The following is a 15,381-nucleotide window of genomic DNA, read 5'->3' as shown; positions in this document are numbered from 1 at the left end:
TCTTCTCCTTAAAGTTTAGTTCGAATATGAGCTTCAATATCAGCAACAATCTCTTCAATTGTTCGCTCACCATTGATTTTTGTCAAAAGATTGGATTGGTTATAAAATGCTTCAATCTCATTTAAAGGCTCAAGATATACCTTCATACGATTTTTAAACACCTCTACATTGTCATCATCTCCTCTTGCTCGGCCCAGAACACGATCACAAGCAACTTGTTCGCTTACCTCCACTTCAATAACACTTACAAGCTGAACATCATCGCGATCTTTCAACACCTTATCAAGAGCTTCCATTTGTTCTACACTTCTTGGATACCCATCAATGATGACATTTTCCTTAGGAGCCCTCTGGATTGCTCCCACAATCGTCTCAACAACAATTTCAAGAGGAACAAGATTTCCCTTGCTAACAAAGCTATTGATCAACTGTCCTCTTTGACTTCCACTTGCTACTTCCTCTCGAAGTAAATCTCCTGTTGAATAATGCACGATCTCTTCAGGATTGTTTTGTGCAATAATTTGCGCATCTGTCGTCTTCCCGCTTCCTGGGGCACCAATGATTAAAAATAATTTTTTCATTTATTCTCCTTTTTTTCTCTCAATCGAATATGCAATTCCTTTAGTTGCTCCAAACTCACAGCACTTGGTGCATCAGTAAGAGGGCAAGTTGCCTTTTGTGTTTTGGGGAATGCAATCACATCACGGATACTGCTTGCTCCACTTAAGAGCATCATCATACGATCAAAGCCAAATGCAATCCCTCCATGTGGAGGAGCTCCAAAACTTAAAGCCTCCAATAAAAATCCAAATTTATCTTGAGCCTCTTCTTGTGTGATGCCCAAGAGCTCAAATACTTTGCTTTGGATTTCCTCTTTGTGGATTCTGATACTTCCTCCGCCCAATTCCACGCCATTGAGCACCATATCATAAGCTACAGATTCTATCTCTTCAATGTCATCTTTATTGAGATCCTTTGGCATTGTAAAGGGGTGATGCAAGGCTTTGATTCGCCCTTCATCTTTTTCAAACATTGGGAAATCTACCACCCACAAGAATTTCAACATCTCCTCATTAATCATTCCCATATCTTGTGCGATTTTGAGACGCAATCGCCCCATATAATCCCATACGATCTTTTTCTCCCCTGCTCCAAAAAAGACAATATCTCCTACTTTTAGATCCAATCTTTGAGCAAGTTTTGCATAGCTTGCCCCACTCATAAACTTATAAAGCGGGCCTTTTACCTCATCTTCTTTGACTTGAATATAGGCAAGTCCCTTAGCTCCAAACTTTCGCACAAAGTCTTCTAATTCTCCCAAAGTTTTGCGTGAAAAGAAACTATCTCCTCCCTCTACTTTGAGTGCCTTGAAGCGATTAGCCTTAGAATCTTTTGCAATAGATGCAAACATTTCATTATTAGAATCCACAAAGCAATCAGCCACCTCAACCAAAGGCATTGCAAATCGCAAATCAGGTTTATCACTTCCATATTCTTCCATCGCTTGTGAATATTTCATACGCATAAAAGGTCTTTGCACACTTTTTCCACACGCCTCAAAAACCTCACAAATCATCTGCTCTGCGATTTCCATCACATCTTCTTGTTCGCAAAAACTCATTTCAATATCAATTTGTGTAAATTCTGGCTGACGATCTGCCCTCAAATCCTCATCTCTAAAACATTTTGCAATCTGAAAATAACGATCAAATCCGCTCATCATTAAAAGTTGCTTAAAAATCTGCGGACTTTGTGGGAGGGCAAAGAATTCTCCCTCATGAACACGACTTGGGACAAGATAATCCCTTGCCCCCTCTGGAGTTGCTTTTGTCAATATGGGCGTTTCTACTTCCAAAAACCCCATTTTATGCATACAGTTTCTAATAGCTATTGCAGCCTTACTACGCATTTCAAAAATCTTATAAGCCTTAGGAGAACGCAAATCCAAATAGCGATATTTCAACCTTAAATCTTCTCCCACGCTTTCATCTCCAATCCCAATTGGCGGAGTAGCGCTTTTGTTTTCAATTACAAGATCTTCAACAACAACTTCAATCTTTCCTGTAGCCAATTTTGGATTTTCAAGCCCTTCTCCTCTAGCTCGCACCAACCCTTTGATTCTCAAAACATATTCATCTCTCACACTTGAAGCAAGCGCGTGAGCTTTTGAGCTAGGATCACATACAAGTTGAATCAAACCGCTTCTATCCCTCAAATCAATAAATACAACCCCACCATGATCGCGATAGGTATTACACCATCCGCATAACTGCACCTCTTGCCCAATATGAGCCTCACTCAACTCTGCACACAAATGACTTCTTAACATCTTCACTCCGATTGATTGGATAAAACTCGTAATTATAACCCATCTATCCTAGGCTAAATTTAAGTGTTACAATTTTGCAAAGGGTTTAAAGTAAAACTAAAGGCAAAACAATGAAATCTTTTGACTATCAAACATCCGTAACGCAACTCAAAAAAATGGCTTATGCTTATTATGTTTTGGATGATCCAATCGCTACAGATGAAGAGTATGATCTCCTTTATCACCAAGTTAAAAAATACGAATCTGATCATCCTCACATCATCGATCCCACTTCCCCTACCCAAAGAGTAGGCGATACTCCGCTAAAAGAATTTGAAAAGAACACTCACCTTCAAAGAATGTGGAGTTTGGATGATATTTTCAACACTCAAGAGCTCAAAGAATGGGTAGATCGGATTTTAAAAGCTTATCCTCAATCCTCCTTTGTATGCTCTCCCAAATTTGATGGGGCATCACTCAATCTTTGCTATGAAAATGGAATCCTCTCAACAGCAACCACAAGAGGAGATGGGCAAATTGGTGAGCTTGTGACGCAAAATGCACGCACAATTCACTCTATCCCTCTCTCCATACCCCTTCAAGAAAAAATTGAGATTCGCGGAGAGGTGGTTATCAACAAACAAAACTTTGAATCTTTAAATGCCCAAAGGGCTCAAAATGGAGAAAACCTCTTTGCTAACCCTCGCAATGCCGCAGCGGGAAGCCTAAGACAACTTGATAGCCAAATCGTTGCTCAACGCAAACTCAATTTTATCCCTTGGGGGGTTGGATATCACACCTCAAAGCACACAAGCTTTTTTGGATTGGTCAATGAAATCTTTAGTTATGGATTTTTTAAACCTCCTTTTATCAAACATTGCAAATCCATTGATGAAATCCAAGCGTGCTATCAAGAGATTCTCAATAATCGTGATCAATATCCTGTTATGCTTGATGGAATGGTGATCGTTGTAGATGAGATTCCCACACAACGCTCCCTTGGATTTACTATCAAATCCCCACGCTTTGCCTGTGCTTATAAATTCCCCGCAATTGAGAAGAGCTCAAAAATACGCTCTATCACGCTTCAAGTAGGACGCACAGGGATCATCACTCCTGTGGCTGAACTTGATCCTGTAGAAATTGAAGGAGCGATGATCTCACGCGCGACTTTGCATAATTTCTCAGAAATTGCCAAAAAAGATATCCGAATCGGGGATCAAGTGATCATTATCCGAAGTGGTGATGTTATCCCCAAAATCATCAAGCCCCTAAGTGCTTTGCGAAAGGGCGATGAAACCCCTATTGTGCGTCCAACACAATGCCCTATTTGTCAAAGCGAATTGCTCATTGAAGAGAAATTTATCAAATGCCAAAATCTCACCTGTCCTGCTAGGATCCAAGAATCCCTCGCCCATTTTGTTTCCAAAAAAGCGCTCAATATTGATGGCTTGGGCGGAAAAATCATTGAGCAACTCTATAGTCAAAAACTCATTCAAACCATCGAAGATCTTTATTCTCTCAAAAAAGAAGATCTGCTCGCGCTTGAAGGGTGGAAAGAAAAAAAGGCCCAAAATGCACTTGATGGAATCCAAGCGACAAAAGGCGTGGAACTATGGCGATTGATCAATGCCCTAGGGATTGAACATATCGGAGAGGGTGCAAGCAAAAAGCTCCAAAATGCTTTTGGGCTAGAGGTTTTTAATCAAAACAAAGAAAATTTTCTCTCTCTTGATGGATTTGGAGAGGAAATGGCGGAATCTTTTAGCGAGTTCATTTCTGTCAATTCTGAAAAAATCAAGCGTTTGCTTGAAATCATCTCTCCCACCTGCCCCGCCAAATCAAGCGATAGCTCACATTGGCTCTATGGGAAAAGTGTCGTGCTCACAGGGACAATGAGCCAAGATCGCGAGAGCATTAAGACATATTTAGAATCTCTGGGAGCCAAGGTCAGCTCAAGTGTAAGCAAAAAAACAGATTATGTCATCTATGGAGAAAATGCAGGGAGCAAACTAGAAAAGGCTAGAGAGCTAGGGGTGGAGTGTTTGAGTGAGGGGGAATTAAATAGAAAAATATAGATAAATTTTTATTTTATGTTGTTTTCTAGTAATTTTTTAGTATTATTCCTTTTCAAATTTATAAAAAAGGATTAGGAAATGAAAACTATCCAAGAATTTTTAGAAGAAAATGCATCTTATTCACAAAAACAACTCTTTTTTGCCCTTGAAGAGAAAATAAGAAAATTCTCAAACTTCCCCATAATCGCTCATAGTACACAAATTTCATTTAAGGGAGGTTCTAGAAATAGGAATTTTGCGGTTGCCAGATTTGAAGGCTCAACAGGCTTGCAAATTAGCTTTAATTGCGATAGAGACAATTTTACAGATCCCTGCAGTATGTTACAGAATATGACCTTTTCGAGACGTGGAGCAAATTCCAGACTCACCTTCTCAAGAATTGAAGATTTAGACTATGTGCTTTCTTTAATTAAACAATCCTATGAAAAGAATCGGTTTTGATTTTTCAAAACTCTTTTGAGTGTCTAGAGGAATCCATAAGATAATCTATTTTTTATAGTTGTTTATGTTTATTTTTATATGTTTATTTTATATTGATCAATAGAGGAATTTCTCCCCTATAATTTTTATTTAAGGATACAAAATGAAAGCAATAGAAGAAAAAATACTTTCCCACATAGCAACCCTAGAAGAGGTTGAACAATGGGAGAAATATGTATTTGAAAATTTTTCGACCATTGATTTAGATCGTGTCAAAGTTTTGCGAGCAGAAGCTGAGCTAATCAAACGCAAAAAAGCAATTGAGGAGGGTGTATATCAATATATTCAAACTGTAGAAGAGATTTTGAAAATGGAGCAAGAAAACAAAGAGATTCAAACTTATCTTTCAAAAATAGAAATGCTTAAAACAATCTCTTTAGAAGAACTCAAGCTTCTCAAACAACATTGCAAAGATTCTGTTTTTAAGAAAATTCAAGAAACAACACATTTGCAAATCCCAAGAACTACAATAAAAAAAGATTTCTACACAGAAGAAGATCATCTTTTCATTGCTCCTCCGCGCATTCAAGAAATGTATTTTGCCTTCAAAGAAGAAATGCTAAAACTTGATACAAATATCGAGATTGACTTTACGCGCGTTTATGTTATTTTTAGAGGAAATATCCGAAGCGTTGGATCTGCATTGATTCAAAAAAAACAAATCAAGATTTATCCAAATTTCAAAAAAGATCATTCTAGTAGATTTCTTGATCCCAAAGGGATTGTGACAGATATTTCAGAAAGCGGAATATGGGGAAGGGACTTTGAAATCATCTACAACCATATCAATCAACTTGAAGATATTATGGACATTATGAAACAATCTTATCAAATCAATGGATAGGACAATGAAAAGGTTTTTGATTCTTTTTATTCTTTGTTTATTTGGCCATTGCAATGATTTATGTTACCTCCTAGAGGGTGCATCAATTATTGCTCAAGATGATGAGAATACCTATTTGGGAAAAATTGAAAACTCTCTTTCAAGCGATTCAATTTTTAATGAAATTAGCAATTATGGAAACCCCTATAGCCCAACATCAATCTTTAATGAGTATGGAATATTTGGAGATTCTCACAGCCCATGCTCAGCCAACAATTCATCGTCAGACACTCCACCTATCCTCATCAAAAAAGGTAGCATTATTGGTTTTCTCACAACCAATCAATCTATCAATGGCGGAATCAATCCCAACTTACTCAAAGCATTGTGTAAAGATTTTTATTAGGGAAACCTTTCATCTCACCATCTTAAAAAAATCTTCAGATTGTCTTAAGCTATCTTGCCTTATAGGGGGAGGGACTCACAAAATTATCAATCTCCACATCAAACACCGACCAATAAAAATAACTCTTTAAGATAAGGAAGTTGCTTTTTGAGATTCAAAGGTGTGAGATATAGATTGTCACAAGAGGATAGAATCATCTCCAAAAGCCTTGCATTCTCCGCCATAAGATCAGAGCTATTTTGATAAGAGCTTGGGATATCAAAGCCAAGTTGTTTTTGATTTTTGGCGATTTTTGCAAAGGTAGAATGAGAAAAAACAGGCATAAAATTCCAAAAGACAGGAATACTTTCAACAAAGGATTTATTGCTATCAAATAAGGGTTGAGTAATCGCATGCGTTGCTCCATTTTGGATCTTAGCTTTCAAATCACGCATGCTGACAATCTTAAAAAATTCAAATTCTCTTGCCAACTCCAAAATTTCCAAGGCACTGATTCCATAGCTACCCTGACAATCTCCACTGACACAAGCAACTCCCAAAAGATCTGCATATTTCACCCCCTTTAGACAAGCTCTAACCACCTCCTTGCTTCTCCCCCCTCCGCTAATTGTGGCAATAGTTTTGATGCCCAAAGCATTGGCAATCATTGTGGCACTCACAAGCGAAGAAACGCTTGGATTGCCAAGGGGATTATCTGGAATCAAAACAAAATCCACCTCAAAAAAACTCAATAACTCTTCTAAGATTCTGATATCTTCTTGAAAATCATCACTTGGGACAAACTCAACTCCCCTCAACTCCCACTCCTTAGCTATAATCTAGCTTTACTTTACTTCAAGGAGCATTTTAATGGATAAAGCATTGCAAAATCAAGGCTTTAGCTTATGGTGTGATTTTATTGAAAGAGATTTTTTAACTCAAGAATTTCCCTCTCTCATTCAAGAGGGGAAGATCTTTGGTGCGACAAGCAATCCAAGCATCTTCGCACAAAGTTTCAAAAACTCTCCAGCCTATCAAGAGGAGATCTCTTCCTTGCAACATAAAAGTGCAAAAGAAATCTATGAAACACTTGCGATCAAAGATATCAAAACTGCTGCCAAACTTTTACACCCAATCTATGATTTAGATCAAGACAATGGCTATGTGAGCATTGAAATCGATCCTTTGTTTTGCGATGATGCACAAGCAAGTATTCTAGAGGGAAAAAGACTATTCCAAAGCATCAATGAGCCCAATGTGATGATTAAAGTCCCTGCAACCAAAGCAGGATATGAGGTCATGGAAGAGCTTTTGAAGCAAAACATTCCCATCAATGCGACACTGATTTTTTCCCCCACTCAAGCACTTGAATGTGCATATGCATTTCAAAGAGCAAGAAAAGCTGGAGGCAAGGGGAAAAGTGTCATTAGCGTCTTTGTATCTCGCCTTGATCGCGCTCTAGATCCTTCTCTTCCTCCACATTTACAAAAAAAACTTGGAATCACAAATGCAAAACACATTTACAACTTAATCGAAGAGCTTGGCGATCGCGATACACGCACACTTTTTGCAAGCACAGGTGTCAAAGATCATACACTTGCACCAAGCTATTATGTCGATGAACTTCTTTTGCCACATTCTCTCAATACAGCTCCACTTGAGACAATCCACGCTTATTTTGCAAACAACGATACAACGCTCAAAGAAAGCGCAAGCGATCTTTCTGTGTTCAAAGATTATGATTTATCTGCTCTTTATAAAAAACTTTTGCAAGAAGGATTGGAGGCATTTAAAGTGAGTTTTAAGGATTTGCTTGATTCCTTAAAATCATAGCTTATGGGTTTGCCCCATAAGCTTATCGCTTAACGAATCTCAACGATTAGAGGTTTGGCAATATTTTCAAGCACTTCATTAACTTTCATTTCCGCTTCTTTTCTTGTTTTGAAAGGTCCAACCAAATAACGATTTACAACTTTTCCTTTTTGGTCCATTTTCTCAACTTCATAAGAATATCTAGAGAGCTTCTCAAGAAACTTTGTATTTGGTTTTCCTCCAAAAACACCTACTTGTAGATAAAAACCATTTGGGATCTTTTTTTTCAATGTATCAAATGTTTGGACAGCGGATTTTGCTTGAGGTTGCTGTTTTGAAGCATTTTGCTTTTTCTCACTATTTTGAGCTTTTGGAGGGCTACTAACAATCTTGGTTTGCGGTTTTGGTTTTTCAAGAGTTTTAGCTTGAGGTGCGCTTTGTTGTGATTGCGCTTGTTGTGGTTGCTTTTCTTGTTCTTGTGGTTTTTGAAGAGCTTGGATAGAAGCGCTATTTTCCTGAATCTGAGGATTTTTTGCCTCTTCTTTGGAAGTTTCTATAGTTTGGTTTTGTTGCTTTTCTTGATTGAGCGTATCAGCACCCTTATCTTTAGCCTTGATTTCAGCGATTAACTGATCGATTTCCTCATCTGCCTTACTCTTTGGCACTGACTCATAAGAAGGATTGACAAATTTTTCAAGTTCAGCGTGCGTTACCTCTAGCCCTTGAGGTTTCTCTTTTTTGATAAAAACAAAATAAACCACCAAAACAACCACAGCGACAAGCAATGCCGAAGCAATACCGATCAAAATTTTTCGCTTTGATTTATCTTGCTGATTTGGATTTTCTGCACTATCTACTAAAATATCATCTAAATTGTTTTCCATATCTTCTCCTCTGTTTTATTTAATAAATTGAACGCGTATAGAGCTTAAAGTCTTGAGTAAATTGCTTAATCTCCTCTCTGACTCTACTTTGCACACTCTGATCACCTATTTCATCAAGCACATCAGCGATTTTGTGAGCTACAAACTCAAACTCTTTTTCTTTCATCCCTCTTGCAGTCAATGCAGGAGATCCCAAGCGAATGCCACTTGTCACAAATGGACTACGCTTTTCTCCAGGAACAGTGTTTTTATTGACGGTGATTCCGGCATTTCCAAGAGCCAGATCCGCATCTTTCCCACTAAAATCTTTCTCCAAAAAGTCCATCAAAATCAAATGATTTTCTGTCCCATTCCCCACGAGTTTATATCCTCTTTGCATAAGAGTTTTTGCCATCACATCAATATTGGATCGAACTTGTTGAGCATATACTTTCCACTCAGGCTTTAAATTTTCTTTAAAACCCACAGCTTTTGCTGCAATCAGATTCATCAAAGGCCCCCCTTGTGTTCCTGGGAAGATAGCCTTATCAATTTTGCTTGCAATTTCTTCACTATTGCTCAAGATCACCCCTCCTCTTGGCCCACGCAAAGTTTTATGTGTCGTTGTCGTCACCACATCACAATATGGGAAAGGATGAGGATATTCATCAGCGACAACAAGCCCTGCCACATGTGCCACATCTCCCATCAAAATCGCCCCCACTTCATCAGCAATCTCTCTAAATTTTGCAAAATCTAATCTCTTCGTATAAGCACTAAATCCACAAATAATCAATTGAGGTTTCACAATATGTGCGATTTTCCTCACTTCTTCATAATCAATGCATCCCTCAAGATTCACTCCATAAGTGAAGCTTTGATATGTTTTCCCACTTGAGCTCACCTTTGCACCATGAGTTAAATGCCCCCCATGACTCAAATCCATTCCCAAAATCTTGTCATAAGGCTTCAATAAAGCATTAAAAACCGCATTGTTGGCCTGACTCCCAGAATGGGGCTGCACATTGGCAAATGCACAGCCAAAAAGTTTTTTAACTCGCTCAATCGCGATTTCTTCGATTTGATCAACAAATTCACATCCCCCATAATATCGCTTGTAAGGATACCCTTCTGCATATTTGTTTGTCAAAATGCTCCCCATAGCTTCCATCACACTAGGAAAAGTAAAATTTTCACTTGCGATAAGCTCCAAATGTGTATTCTGTCTTTGGAACTCTTCTTCAATTAGATCAAAAATTTCTCGATCATTTGCCTTCAAATACTCACTCATTGCCTTCCTCCTTGATTTCATAGGTTTGCTTAATAGGCTTCATTGCTGGGAACAAAATGACATCTTTAATGCTTTTATTATTACTCAAAAGCATCACAAGCCGATCGATTCCTATCCCCTGCCCTGCAGTTGGGGGCATCCCATGAGCCAATGCCCACACATAATCTTCATCCATATATTGTGCTTCTTCATCACCTGCATCTTTGGCTTTTACTTGCTCTTTGAATCTTTCATACTGATCAAGGGGATCATTGAGCTCACTAAATCCATTGGCAATCTCTTTCCCCCCAACAAAAAACTCAAATCGATCTGCCAAAAGCGGATTTTCATCATTGCGTCTTGCTAGAGGACTGATCTCAATGGGGTATTCTGTGATAAATGTCGGATTGATGAGTTTTGATTCTACAAAGGCATCAAAAGCCTCGCTTTGAAGATGACCATAACTCATTGATGCACTGACTTCAACACCTTGATCAATCAAATACTGATAAAGCTTTTGAGAATCTTCCACAACCTCTTGAGGAATTCCTCCAATTTGACACAAAGACTGTTTATAAGTCAAAATAGAAACTTTTGCAAAATCAATCACCTCATCTCCGTGAGGAATCTGCATCGGAAGATGAAGTGCTTGGAGCAAAGAAGAAAAAAGTTCTTGAGTAAGCTGAATGAGATCTTGATAAGTTTTATAAGCCCAATAAAACTCAATCATCGTAAATTCTGGATTATGGCTATGATCCATCCCTTCATTTCTAAAGTTGCGATTGATTTCAAAAACAGCTTCAAATCCTCCGACAATCAATCTCTTCAAATAAAGCTCTGGAGCGATTCTCAAATAACGCTCCACTTCTAGCGCATTATGATAGGTGATAAATGGACGTGCATTAGCTCCACCAGGGATTGGATGAAGCATAGGGGTTTCCACTTCCAAAAACCCTTTTTCTTCAAAAAATCTACGAATATGCGAAACAATCAAGCTTCTCATCTTAAAAGTTTCTTTGACATGAGGATTTGTGATCAAATCAAGATAGCGTTGGCGATAGCGCAATTCAATATCACTTAAGCCGTGAAATTTTTCAGGTAATGGCACGATAGACTTGCTTAAAATCTCCAATGAAGTTGCATGAAGACTAAGCTCTCCGGTCTTAGTGACAAAAGGAAAACCTTTGGCATAGATAATATCCCCTACTTCAAGATGCTTTTTAAGGATCTCAAACTCATCTCCCAATTCATTTTTTGAAAAATAAACCTGCAAGATTCCGCTCTCATCTTCGACCTTAACAAAACTTGCCTTCCCCATCCATCGCTCAAATTTCACACGCCCAACAATCTCTTCGCTCTTTTCCATATCTTTTTTTTCTTCCCAAAGAGCGATATGGGCATATTTCTCCAAAAATTCTGCGTTTTTGACACTGCGTTCTTTTCCATTAGCATAAGGATTTCTTCCGAGTTCTCGAAGAGAATCTGCTTTTTGAATCCGCTGTTTTATATATTGATTATCAAACATTTATTGTCCTTGAAGATTTTGTTTCATAGATTGCTCCATCTGATTCTCAAGATTTTTGACCTCATCTATAAGTCCTTCTTTTGCTTCATTAAGCTTTTGCTCAACATCTTGAGAATCTTTTGGAATATGTTGAGCAAGATCGATTTTGGCAATCTTGGATGCAATGCTTTCCATTGCGGGATACATCACACAGTGATTCCCGACATGAGCCAAAACACCAGACATAAATTCCAATCGGAAAATAAAATGCAAAATAATTGCGACAATCAAAAATGCCTTTATTGCTCCAAACAAAGCTCCAAGCAAACCATTAAGATATTTAGAAAAAGCAATCTTAACTAGACGATCAATGATCCATGATGAAAAAAGCATGATTGCCCAAACAGCCAAAAACACCAAAATAAATCCCATTAGGGTATGAAGAGTCTGAGAATCAAAATCAAAAACTTTTATTTTAAACCATTGCCCAACTTCAGTAGAAAATCTTGAAGCAAAAGCAATCCCCAAAACAAACCCCAGCATTCCAAACAATTCTCGAATAAAACCTGAAAAAAAACCTCTGATTGCACTCAGGGCAATCAATGCAAGAATGATAAAATCAATATAACCTAAGTTATCCATGTATAATGCTCCAAACAAACCCTTGAAAATGTTTTGAATTCTACAATAATTCCTTTAAGTGTTTGAGATTCTTATCAGCTAAGGAAATTTATGCTGCGAGCCCTAATTTTTGCTTTTGTATTTGTCCTTCCGCTTTACTGGGTTTGGATTTTTGAGATGATTCTCAATCTCAAACTCCCGCTTTTGATAAATTCCATTTTTGGGCTATTGAGTTTATATATTTTTCTTTTCATTCCCTCTTCTTATAAATTTAAGTTTGGTTTTTTTGTGGGACTATTTTGGTTTTATTGGGTGGGATTTTCCTTTGTTTATTTTGGCTTTACTTATCTTGTTCCCCTTATCAGCATTCTTGTAGCCTGTATCTATATGCTTATTTTTGCCATAGCATTATGGTTTTCCAACCCCTTTTATCGTCTTTTGGGCTTGCTTTGTTTAAGCTTCATCCATCCCTTTGGTTTTGATTGGATGAAAATTGATAGCTTTTTTGCTTATAGCTATTTTGGAGTATCCAAAACTGACTTATTTTTACTTGCTCTAAGCGTCATTATCTGCACTTTATCCTATCAAGCTTCCAAAAAAGCTAAGCTGATCTATTATCCTCTAGTGTGCTTTTTTTTATTCTCTGCACTCTACATTTCCCCTCCTTCTCCAACTCTTACCCTCAATCAAATTGATATTGTGCATACAAATTTCTCACAAGACCTCAAGTGGCAAAGGGACAATGCTCTAAAAAATACAATGTTTCAAATCGCATTAATTCGCTCTTCACTACAAGAGGGAAACAAGTTAGTCATTCTTCCAGAAACTGCCTTTCCTTTTGTGCTAGAAAGATCAGCCTACTTTCAGATCCTCAAAGATCTAAGCCTTCAGGGCACACTGGTTGTGGGAGCTATGCGAGAAAAAGAAGATAGGCTTTATAACTCCACTTATATCTTTCAAAATGGACAAGTCTCCATCTTTGATAAGGTTATCTTGGCTCCATTTGGAGAAAAAATTCCTCTCCCAGATTTTCTAGCAAAACCCCTAGAGCGAATCTTCTTGGGAGATGGAGCTCCTAGATTTAGTGCAAGCAAAGAATTTGGAACCTTTTTATATCAAGGCTTTCGCATCAAGAGTGTGATTTGCTATGAAGGAACAAGCCAAAAAACTTATGAAGATGCCCCTCCCTATCTTGTCGTCATTAGTAACAATGCTTGGTTTCCTTACACAATCGAACCCGCACTCCAAAAAAATTTAATGCAATATTACGCCAAACTTTATCAAACAATGATTTTGCACTCTAGCAATGGATCACCAAGTTTTGTCATCTTTCCTTAAATCAAGTTAGAATCTTGCCGATTTAACTCAAAAAAATGAACACAATAACAAAAGGAGAAAAGTTGATGAAAAAAATAATCAGCCTTATAGTTTGTGGATTTTTACTTTCAGGATTCTTAGAAGCTGCTCCCAAAAAACCCTCAGGAAATGCTGTCAAAAACTTGCAAAAAGGATCAGTGATCAATGGAAGCAAGGCAACAGGTGATCTTAAGCGATGGATGTTCTTCAACGATGGATCTATCGGAGGATCTTGGACAAAAATCGGAAGATCAGAATATATCTCTGTTGATCTTGGATATTCTGCAACAATTACGACGATTGCAACTGCAGGAGGGTTGAGAGGAATTTTTGGCATTGATTTTGAGTTTCCTATCTATGTTTCAGCAAAAGGCCAAAGCAACACCCTCACAGACCACAAAAGTTTTTCTGAAGTACTTGGATGGGGAGCGATGATTCCGCTAAGTGTAGGGATTGATGTCAATGGTTTTTATCTCCGAGGACTTGTAGGATATGGCTACAATGAAATCAAGGAAGGTTATGATATTGGTGCAAATCAAAATGCATCCCTCAATGCAAGATATCATGGACTAATCTATGGTGGAAGCATTGGATATCGAATCAAAAACATCATCAATATTGGCGCTAAGGCAATGTTTGGAAAAATGAAAAATGACAAAAGAGATGCAGATGCTTCGCTTGCGAGCATTAGAGAGCCAAAAGATCGGCACTATGACATGATGAGATTTGGTGGATATATTTCAATCATCTTTTAAAAACAGGGGGGGGGACTAAACCCTTCTCTCACAATTCTTCTCTTCAAGCTGTGTGGAAAAAACCAAGTCATGAAAACTTTTGCGATCCTTTCTAAAAAAAGGAAATACAAAGCCAAACACCAACCCCAAACTCAAAAGCCATACAAAAAAACGCAATAGATTCAAAAAAAATGAGGGAAATTGACCCTGTCGATTTTGTAGCACCAACCCTTGAGCACGCATTCCAGGAGTTTGTCCAGAAATACAACAAAAAAGAGAATCAATCACGCCATAAAGCAAAACACAGCCAAAAATCGCCCATTGATTTGATTGGAATGCTTCTTTGTTTCCCAAAATCACATAAGTCATCACATACAAAATAGGTGTATAAATCATAAACAAATCAATCACAAGTGCCTTAAAGCGTTTAAGAAAGAATGCTCGCTGAGGCATTGCTTTCTTTTGCTCAACACCTCTTGTGCTTTTTTTAAGATGTTTATGTTTTTTTGTCAATTTCCCCTACTTCCTGGTTTGATAGCAGGGAGCTTTCCTTCTTGACACAAAGGACAATCCTCTGGAGCAAAAATTTCAAACACAAAATCATCCAAAGCAAAAAGAGGGAGATTGGAAGGGAGCTTTCCTTCGGGTTTGGCCTCAAGCTTTGAACCTACTCTTTTGCAAAATCCACGATTGGCAAGCCCTGCAAACCCAACAATGCAAGCGCCCAATTCCTCTACACAACTTGCAGATTCCAATGCAGATCCACCAGTTGTAATAATATCTTCACAAATTAGAATCTTTTCATTGGGGCTGATCTCAAATCCACGCCTCAAAGTCATCTTCCCCTCAACACGCTCTGTAAAAATAAATCGCACCCCCAAAGCTCTAGCAAGTTCATATCCTGCCAAAATCCCTCCCAAAGCAGGAGAGCAAATACAATCCACTTCCAAACCAAAATCTTTAATTTGTAATGCAAGAGATTCTGCAAGCTCTTGAGCAACTTTTGGATTTTCCAACACTCTTGCTGATTGCAAATAAAAAGGGGAATGTTTCCCACTACTCAAAAGGAAATGTCCTTCCAATAATGCATTTGCATCAAGATAATATTGTTTTACATTCATCTCTTTTCCTTGCATTTTTTCTCCTT

16 protein-coding genes are annotated in these 15,381 nt (G+C 38.0%); 7 read left to right on the top strand and 9 right to left on the bottom strand.

Annotated features, from left to right (window positions below; genetic code table 11):
• Positions 1-8: 8 nt before the first annotated feature.
• Both LW137_RS04855 and aspS read right to left on the bottom strand, forming a co-directional pair.
• Positions 9-581 (bottom strand): adenylate kinase, encoded by a 573-nt coding sequence (locus LW137_RS04855; RefSeq protein ID WP_233033756.1) that lies wholly within the window; start codon positions 579-581, stop codon positions 9-11.
• The gene (gene aspS / locus LW137_RS04850) at positions 578-2,329 is read right to left on the bottom strand and encodes an aspartate--tRNA ligase (RefSeq protein ID WP_233033754.1); all 1,752 of its coding nucleotides are present in this window, start codon (positions 2,327-2,329) and stop codon (positions 578-580) included. Before aspS ends, LW137_RS04855 begins: the two co-directional genes overlap by 4 nt.
• A gap of 110 nt (positions 2,330-2,439) precedes the next feature.
• Between aspS and ligA the strand changes: the two genes are divergently transcribed.
• The 4 genes from ligA (at position 2,440) to LW137_RS04830 (ending at position 6,095) form a co-directional block, all read left to right on the top strand.
• Complete coding sequence (gene ligA, locus LW137_RS04845; RefSeq protein WP_233033743.1) at positions 2,440-4,386, top strand: NAD-dependent DNA ligase LigA; 1,947 nt, start codon at positions 2,440-2,442, stop codon at positions 4,384-4,386.
• A 78-nt stretch (positions 4,387-4,464) separates the two neighbouring features.
• The gene (locus tag LW137_RS04840) at positions 4,465-4,827 is read left to right on the top strand and encodes a DUF5655 domain-containing protein (protein WP_233033741.1); all 363 of its coding nucleotides are present in this window, start codon (positions 4,465-4,467) and stop codon (positions 4,825-4,827) included.
• A gap of 142 nt (positions 4,828-4,969) precedes the next feature.
• Positions 4,970-5,710: a hypothetical protein gene (locus LW137_RS04835; protein ID WP_233033739.1), complete on the top strand. Its 741-nt coding sequence runs from the start codon at positions 4,970-4,972 to the stop codon at positions 5,708-5,710.
• A gap of 4 nt (positions 5,711-5,714) precedes the next feature.
• Positions 5,715-6,095: a hypothetical protein gene (locus tag LW137_RS04830; protein WP_233033737.1), complete on the top strand. Its 381-nt coding sequence runs from the start codon at positions 5,715-5,717 to the stop codon at positions 6,093-6,095.
• 98 nt (positions 6,096-6,193) lie between these two features.
• Here LW137_RS04830 and LW137_RS04825 read toward each other — a convergent pair whose 3' ends face one another.
• On the bottom strand, positions 6,194-6,892 hold the full coding sequence (locus LW137_RS04825; protein ID WP_233033735.1) for a methylenetetrahydrofolate reductase: 699 nt from the start codon (positions 6,890-6,892) through the stop codon (positions 6,194-6,196).
• Positions 6,893-6,944: 52 nt separating this feature from the next.
• On the opposite strand from LW137_RS04825, the gene LW137_RS04820 reads away from it, so the two are divergent.
• Positions 6,945-7,907, top strand: a complete 963-nt coding sequence (locus LW137_RS04820; protein ID WP_233033733.1) for a transaldolase — start codon at positions 6,945-6,947, stop codon at positions 7,905-7,907.
• Between the two features lie 29 nt (positions 7,908-7,936).
• Here LW137_RS04820 and LW137_RS04815 read toward each other — a convergent pair whose 3' ends face one another.
• The 4 genes from LW137_RS04815 to LW137_RS04800 are packed head-to-tail and all read right to left on the bottom strand — an operon-like array spanning position 7,937 to position 12,165.
• Entirely contained in the window at positions 7,937-8,770 is an 834-nt protein-coding gene (locus tag LW137_RS04815) for an SPOR domain-containing protein (protein WP_233033731.1), read from the bottom strand.
• A gap of 19 nt (positions 8,771-8,789) precedes the next feature.
• Positions 8,790-10,040 (bottom strand): serine hydroxymethyltransferase, encoded by a 1,251-nt coding sequence (locus tag LW137_RS04810; protein WP_233033729.1) that lies wholly within the window; start codon positions 10,038-10,040, stop codon positions 8,790-8,792.
• On the bottom strand, positions 10,033-11,544 hold the full coding sequence (gene lysS, locus LW137_RS04805) for a lysine--tRNA ligase (protein ID WP_233033727.1): 1,512 nt from the start codon (positions 11,542-11,544) through the stop codon (positions 10,033-10,035). Before lysS ends, LW137_RS04810 begins: the two co-directional genes overlap by 8 nt.
• Entirely contained in the window at positions 11,545-12,165 is a 621-nt protein-coding gene (locus LW137_RS04800; protein ID WP_233033725.1) for a CvpA family protein, read from the bottom strand. It abuts the gene before it with no gap.
• Between the two features lie 90 nt (positions 12,166-12,255).
• Between LW137_RS04800 and LW137_RS04795 the strand changes: the two genes are divergently transcribed.
• Together LW137_RS04795 and LW137_RS04790 are read left to right on the top strand one after the other, a co-directional pair.
• Positions 12,256-13,482 (top strand): apolipoprotein N-acyltransferase, encoded by a 1,227-nt coding sequence (locus LW137_RS04795; RefSeq protein ID WP_233033723.1) that lies wholly within the window; start codon positions 12,256-12,258, stop codon positions 13,480-13,482.
• Between the two features lie 65 nt (positions 13,483-13,547).
• Positions 13,548-14,255, top strand: coding sequence for an autotransporter outer membrane beta-barrel domain-containing protein (locus LW137_RS04790; protein WP_233033720.1), 708 nt, complete (start codon positions 13,548-13,550; stop codon positions 14,253-14,255).
• 15 nt (positions 14,256-14,270) lie between these two features.
• Here LW137_RS04790 and LW137_RS04785 read toward each other — a convergent pair whose 3' ends face one another.
• A complete protein-coding gene (locus LW137_RS04785) occupies positions 14,271-14,747 on the bottom strand; it encodes an RDD family protein (RefSeq protein WP_233033718.1) in 477 nt (158 codons plus the stop codon).
• Positions 14,744-15,355, bottom strand: coding sequence for an orotate phosphoribosyltransferase (gene pyrE / locus LW137_RS04780; RefSeq protein WP_233033858.1), 612 nt, complete (start codon positions 15,353-15,355; stop codon positions 14,744-14,746). Before pyrE ends, LW137_RS04785 begins: the two co-directional genes overlap by 4 nt.
• Positions 15,356-15,381 lie beyond the last annotated feature (26 nt).

The organism is Helicobacter kayseriensis, assembly GCF_021300655.1.
GTDB classification, from domain to species: domain Bacteria; phylum Campylobacterota; class Campylobacteria; order Campylobacterales; family Helicobacteraceae; genus Helicobacter_G; species Helicobacter_G kayseriensis.
Note: the sequence above shows the minus strand (reverse complement) of the source record. Positions and strands in the feature narration are given on the sequence as shown.

What these genes read in the sequence shown, in the direction of transcription:
- LW137_RS04815 (WP_233033731.1), bottom strand. Translation starts at nt 8,770, where the DNA reads ATGGAAAACAATTTAGATGATATTTTAGTAGATAGTGCAGAAAATCCA.
- LW137_RS04830 (WP_233033737.1), top strand. Translation starts at nt 5,715, where the DNA reads ATGAAAAGGTTTTTGATTCTTTTTATTCTTTGTTTATTTGGCCATTGC.
- aspS (WP_233033754.1), bottom strand. Translation starts at nt 2,329, where the DNA reads ATGTTAAGAAGTCATTTGTGTGCAGAGTTGAGTGAGGCTCATATTGGG.
- ligA (WP_233033743.1), top strand. Translation starts at nt 2,440, where the DNA reads ATGAAATCTTTTGACTATCAAACATCCGTAACGCAACTCAAAAAAATG.
- lysS (WP_233033727.1), bottom strand. Translation starts at nt 11,544, where the DNA reads ATGTTTGATAATCAATATATAAAACAGCGGATTCAAAAAGCAGATTCT.
- LW137_RS04810 (WP_233033729.1), bottom strand. Translation starts at nt 10,040, where the DNA reads ATGAGTGAGTATTTGAAGGCAAATGATCGAGAAATTTTTGATCTAATT.
- LW137_RS04820 (WP_233033733.1), top strand. Translation starts at nt 6,945, where the DNA reads ATGGATAAAGCATTGCAAAATCAAGGCTTTAGCTTATGGTGTGATTTT.
- LW137_RS04795 (WP_233033723.1), top strand. Translation starts at nt 12,256, where the DNA reads ATGCTGCGAGCCCTAATTTTTGCTTTTGTATTTGTCCTTCCGCTTTAC.
- pyrE (WP_233033858.1), bottom strand. Translation starts at nt 15,355, where the DNA reads ATGAATGTAAAACAATATTATCTTGATGCAAATGCATTATTGGAAGGA.
- LW137_RS04855 (WP_233033756.1), bottom strand. Translation starts at nt 581, where the DNA reads ATGAAAAAATTATTTTTAATCATTGGTGCCCCAGGAAGCGGGAAGACG.
- LW137_RS04835 (WP_233033739.1), top strand. Translation starts at nt 4,970, where the DNA reads ATGAAAGCAATAGAAGAAAAAATACTTTCCCACATAGCAACCCTAGAA.
- LW137_RS04840 (WP_233033741.1), top strand. Translation starts at nt 4,465, where the DNA reads ATGAAAACTATCCAAGAATTTTTAGAAGAAAATGCATCTTATTCACAA.
- LW137_RS04790 (WP_233033720.1), top strand. Translation starts at nt 13,548, where the DNA reads ATGAAAAAAATAATCAGCCTTATAGTTTGTGGATTTTTACTTTCAGGA.
- LW137_RS04800 (WP_233033725.1), bottom strand. Translation starts at nt 12,165, where the DNA reads ATGGATAACTTAGGTTATATTGATTTTATCATTCTTGCATTGATTGCC.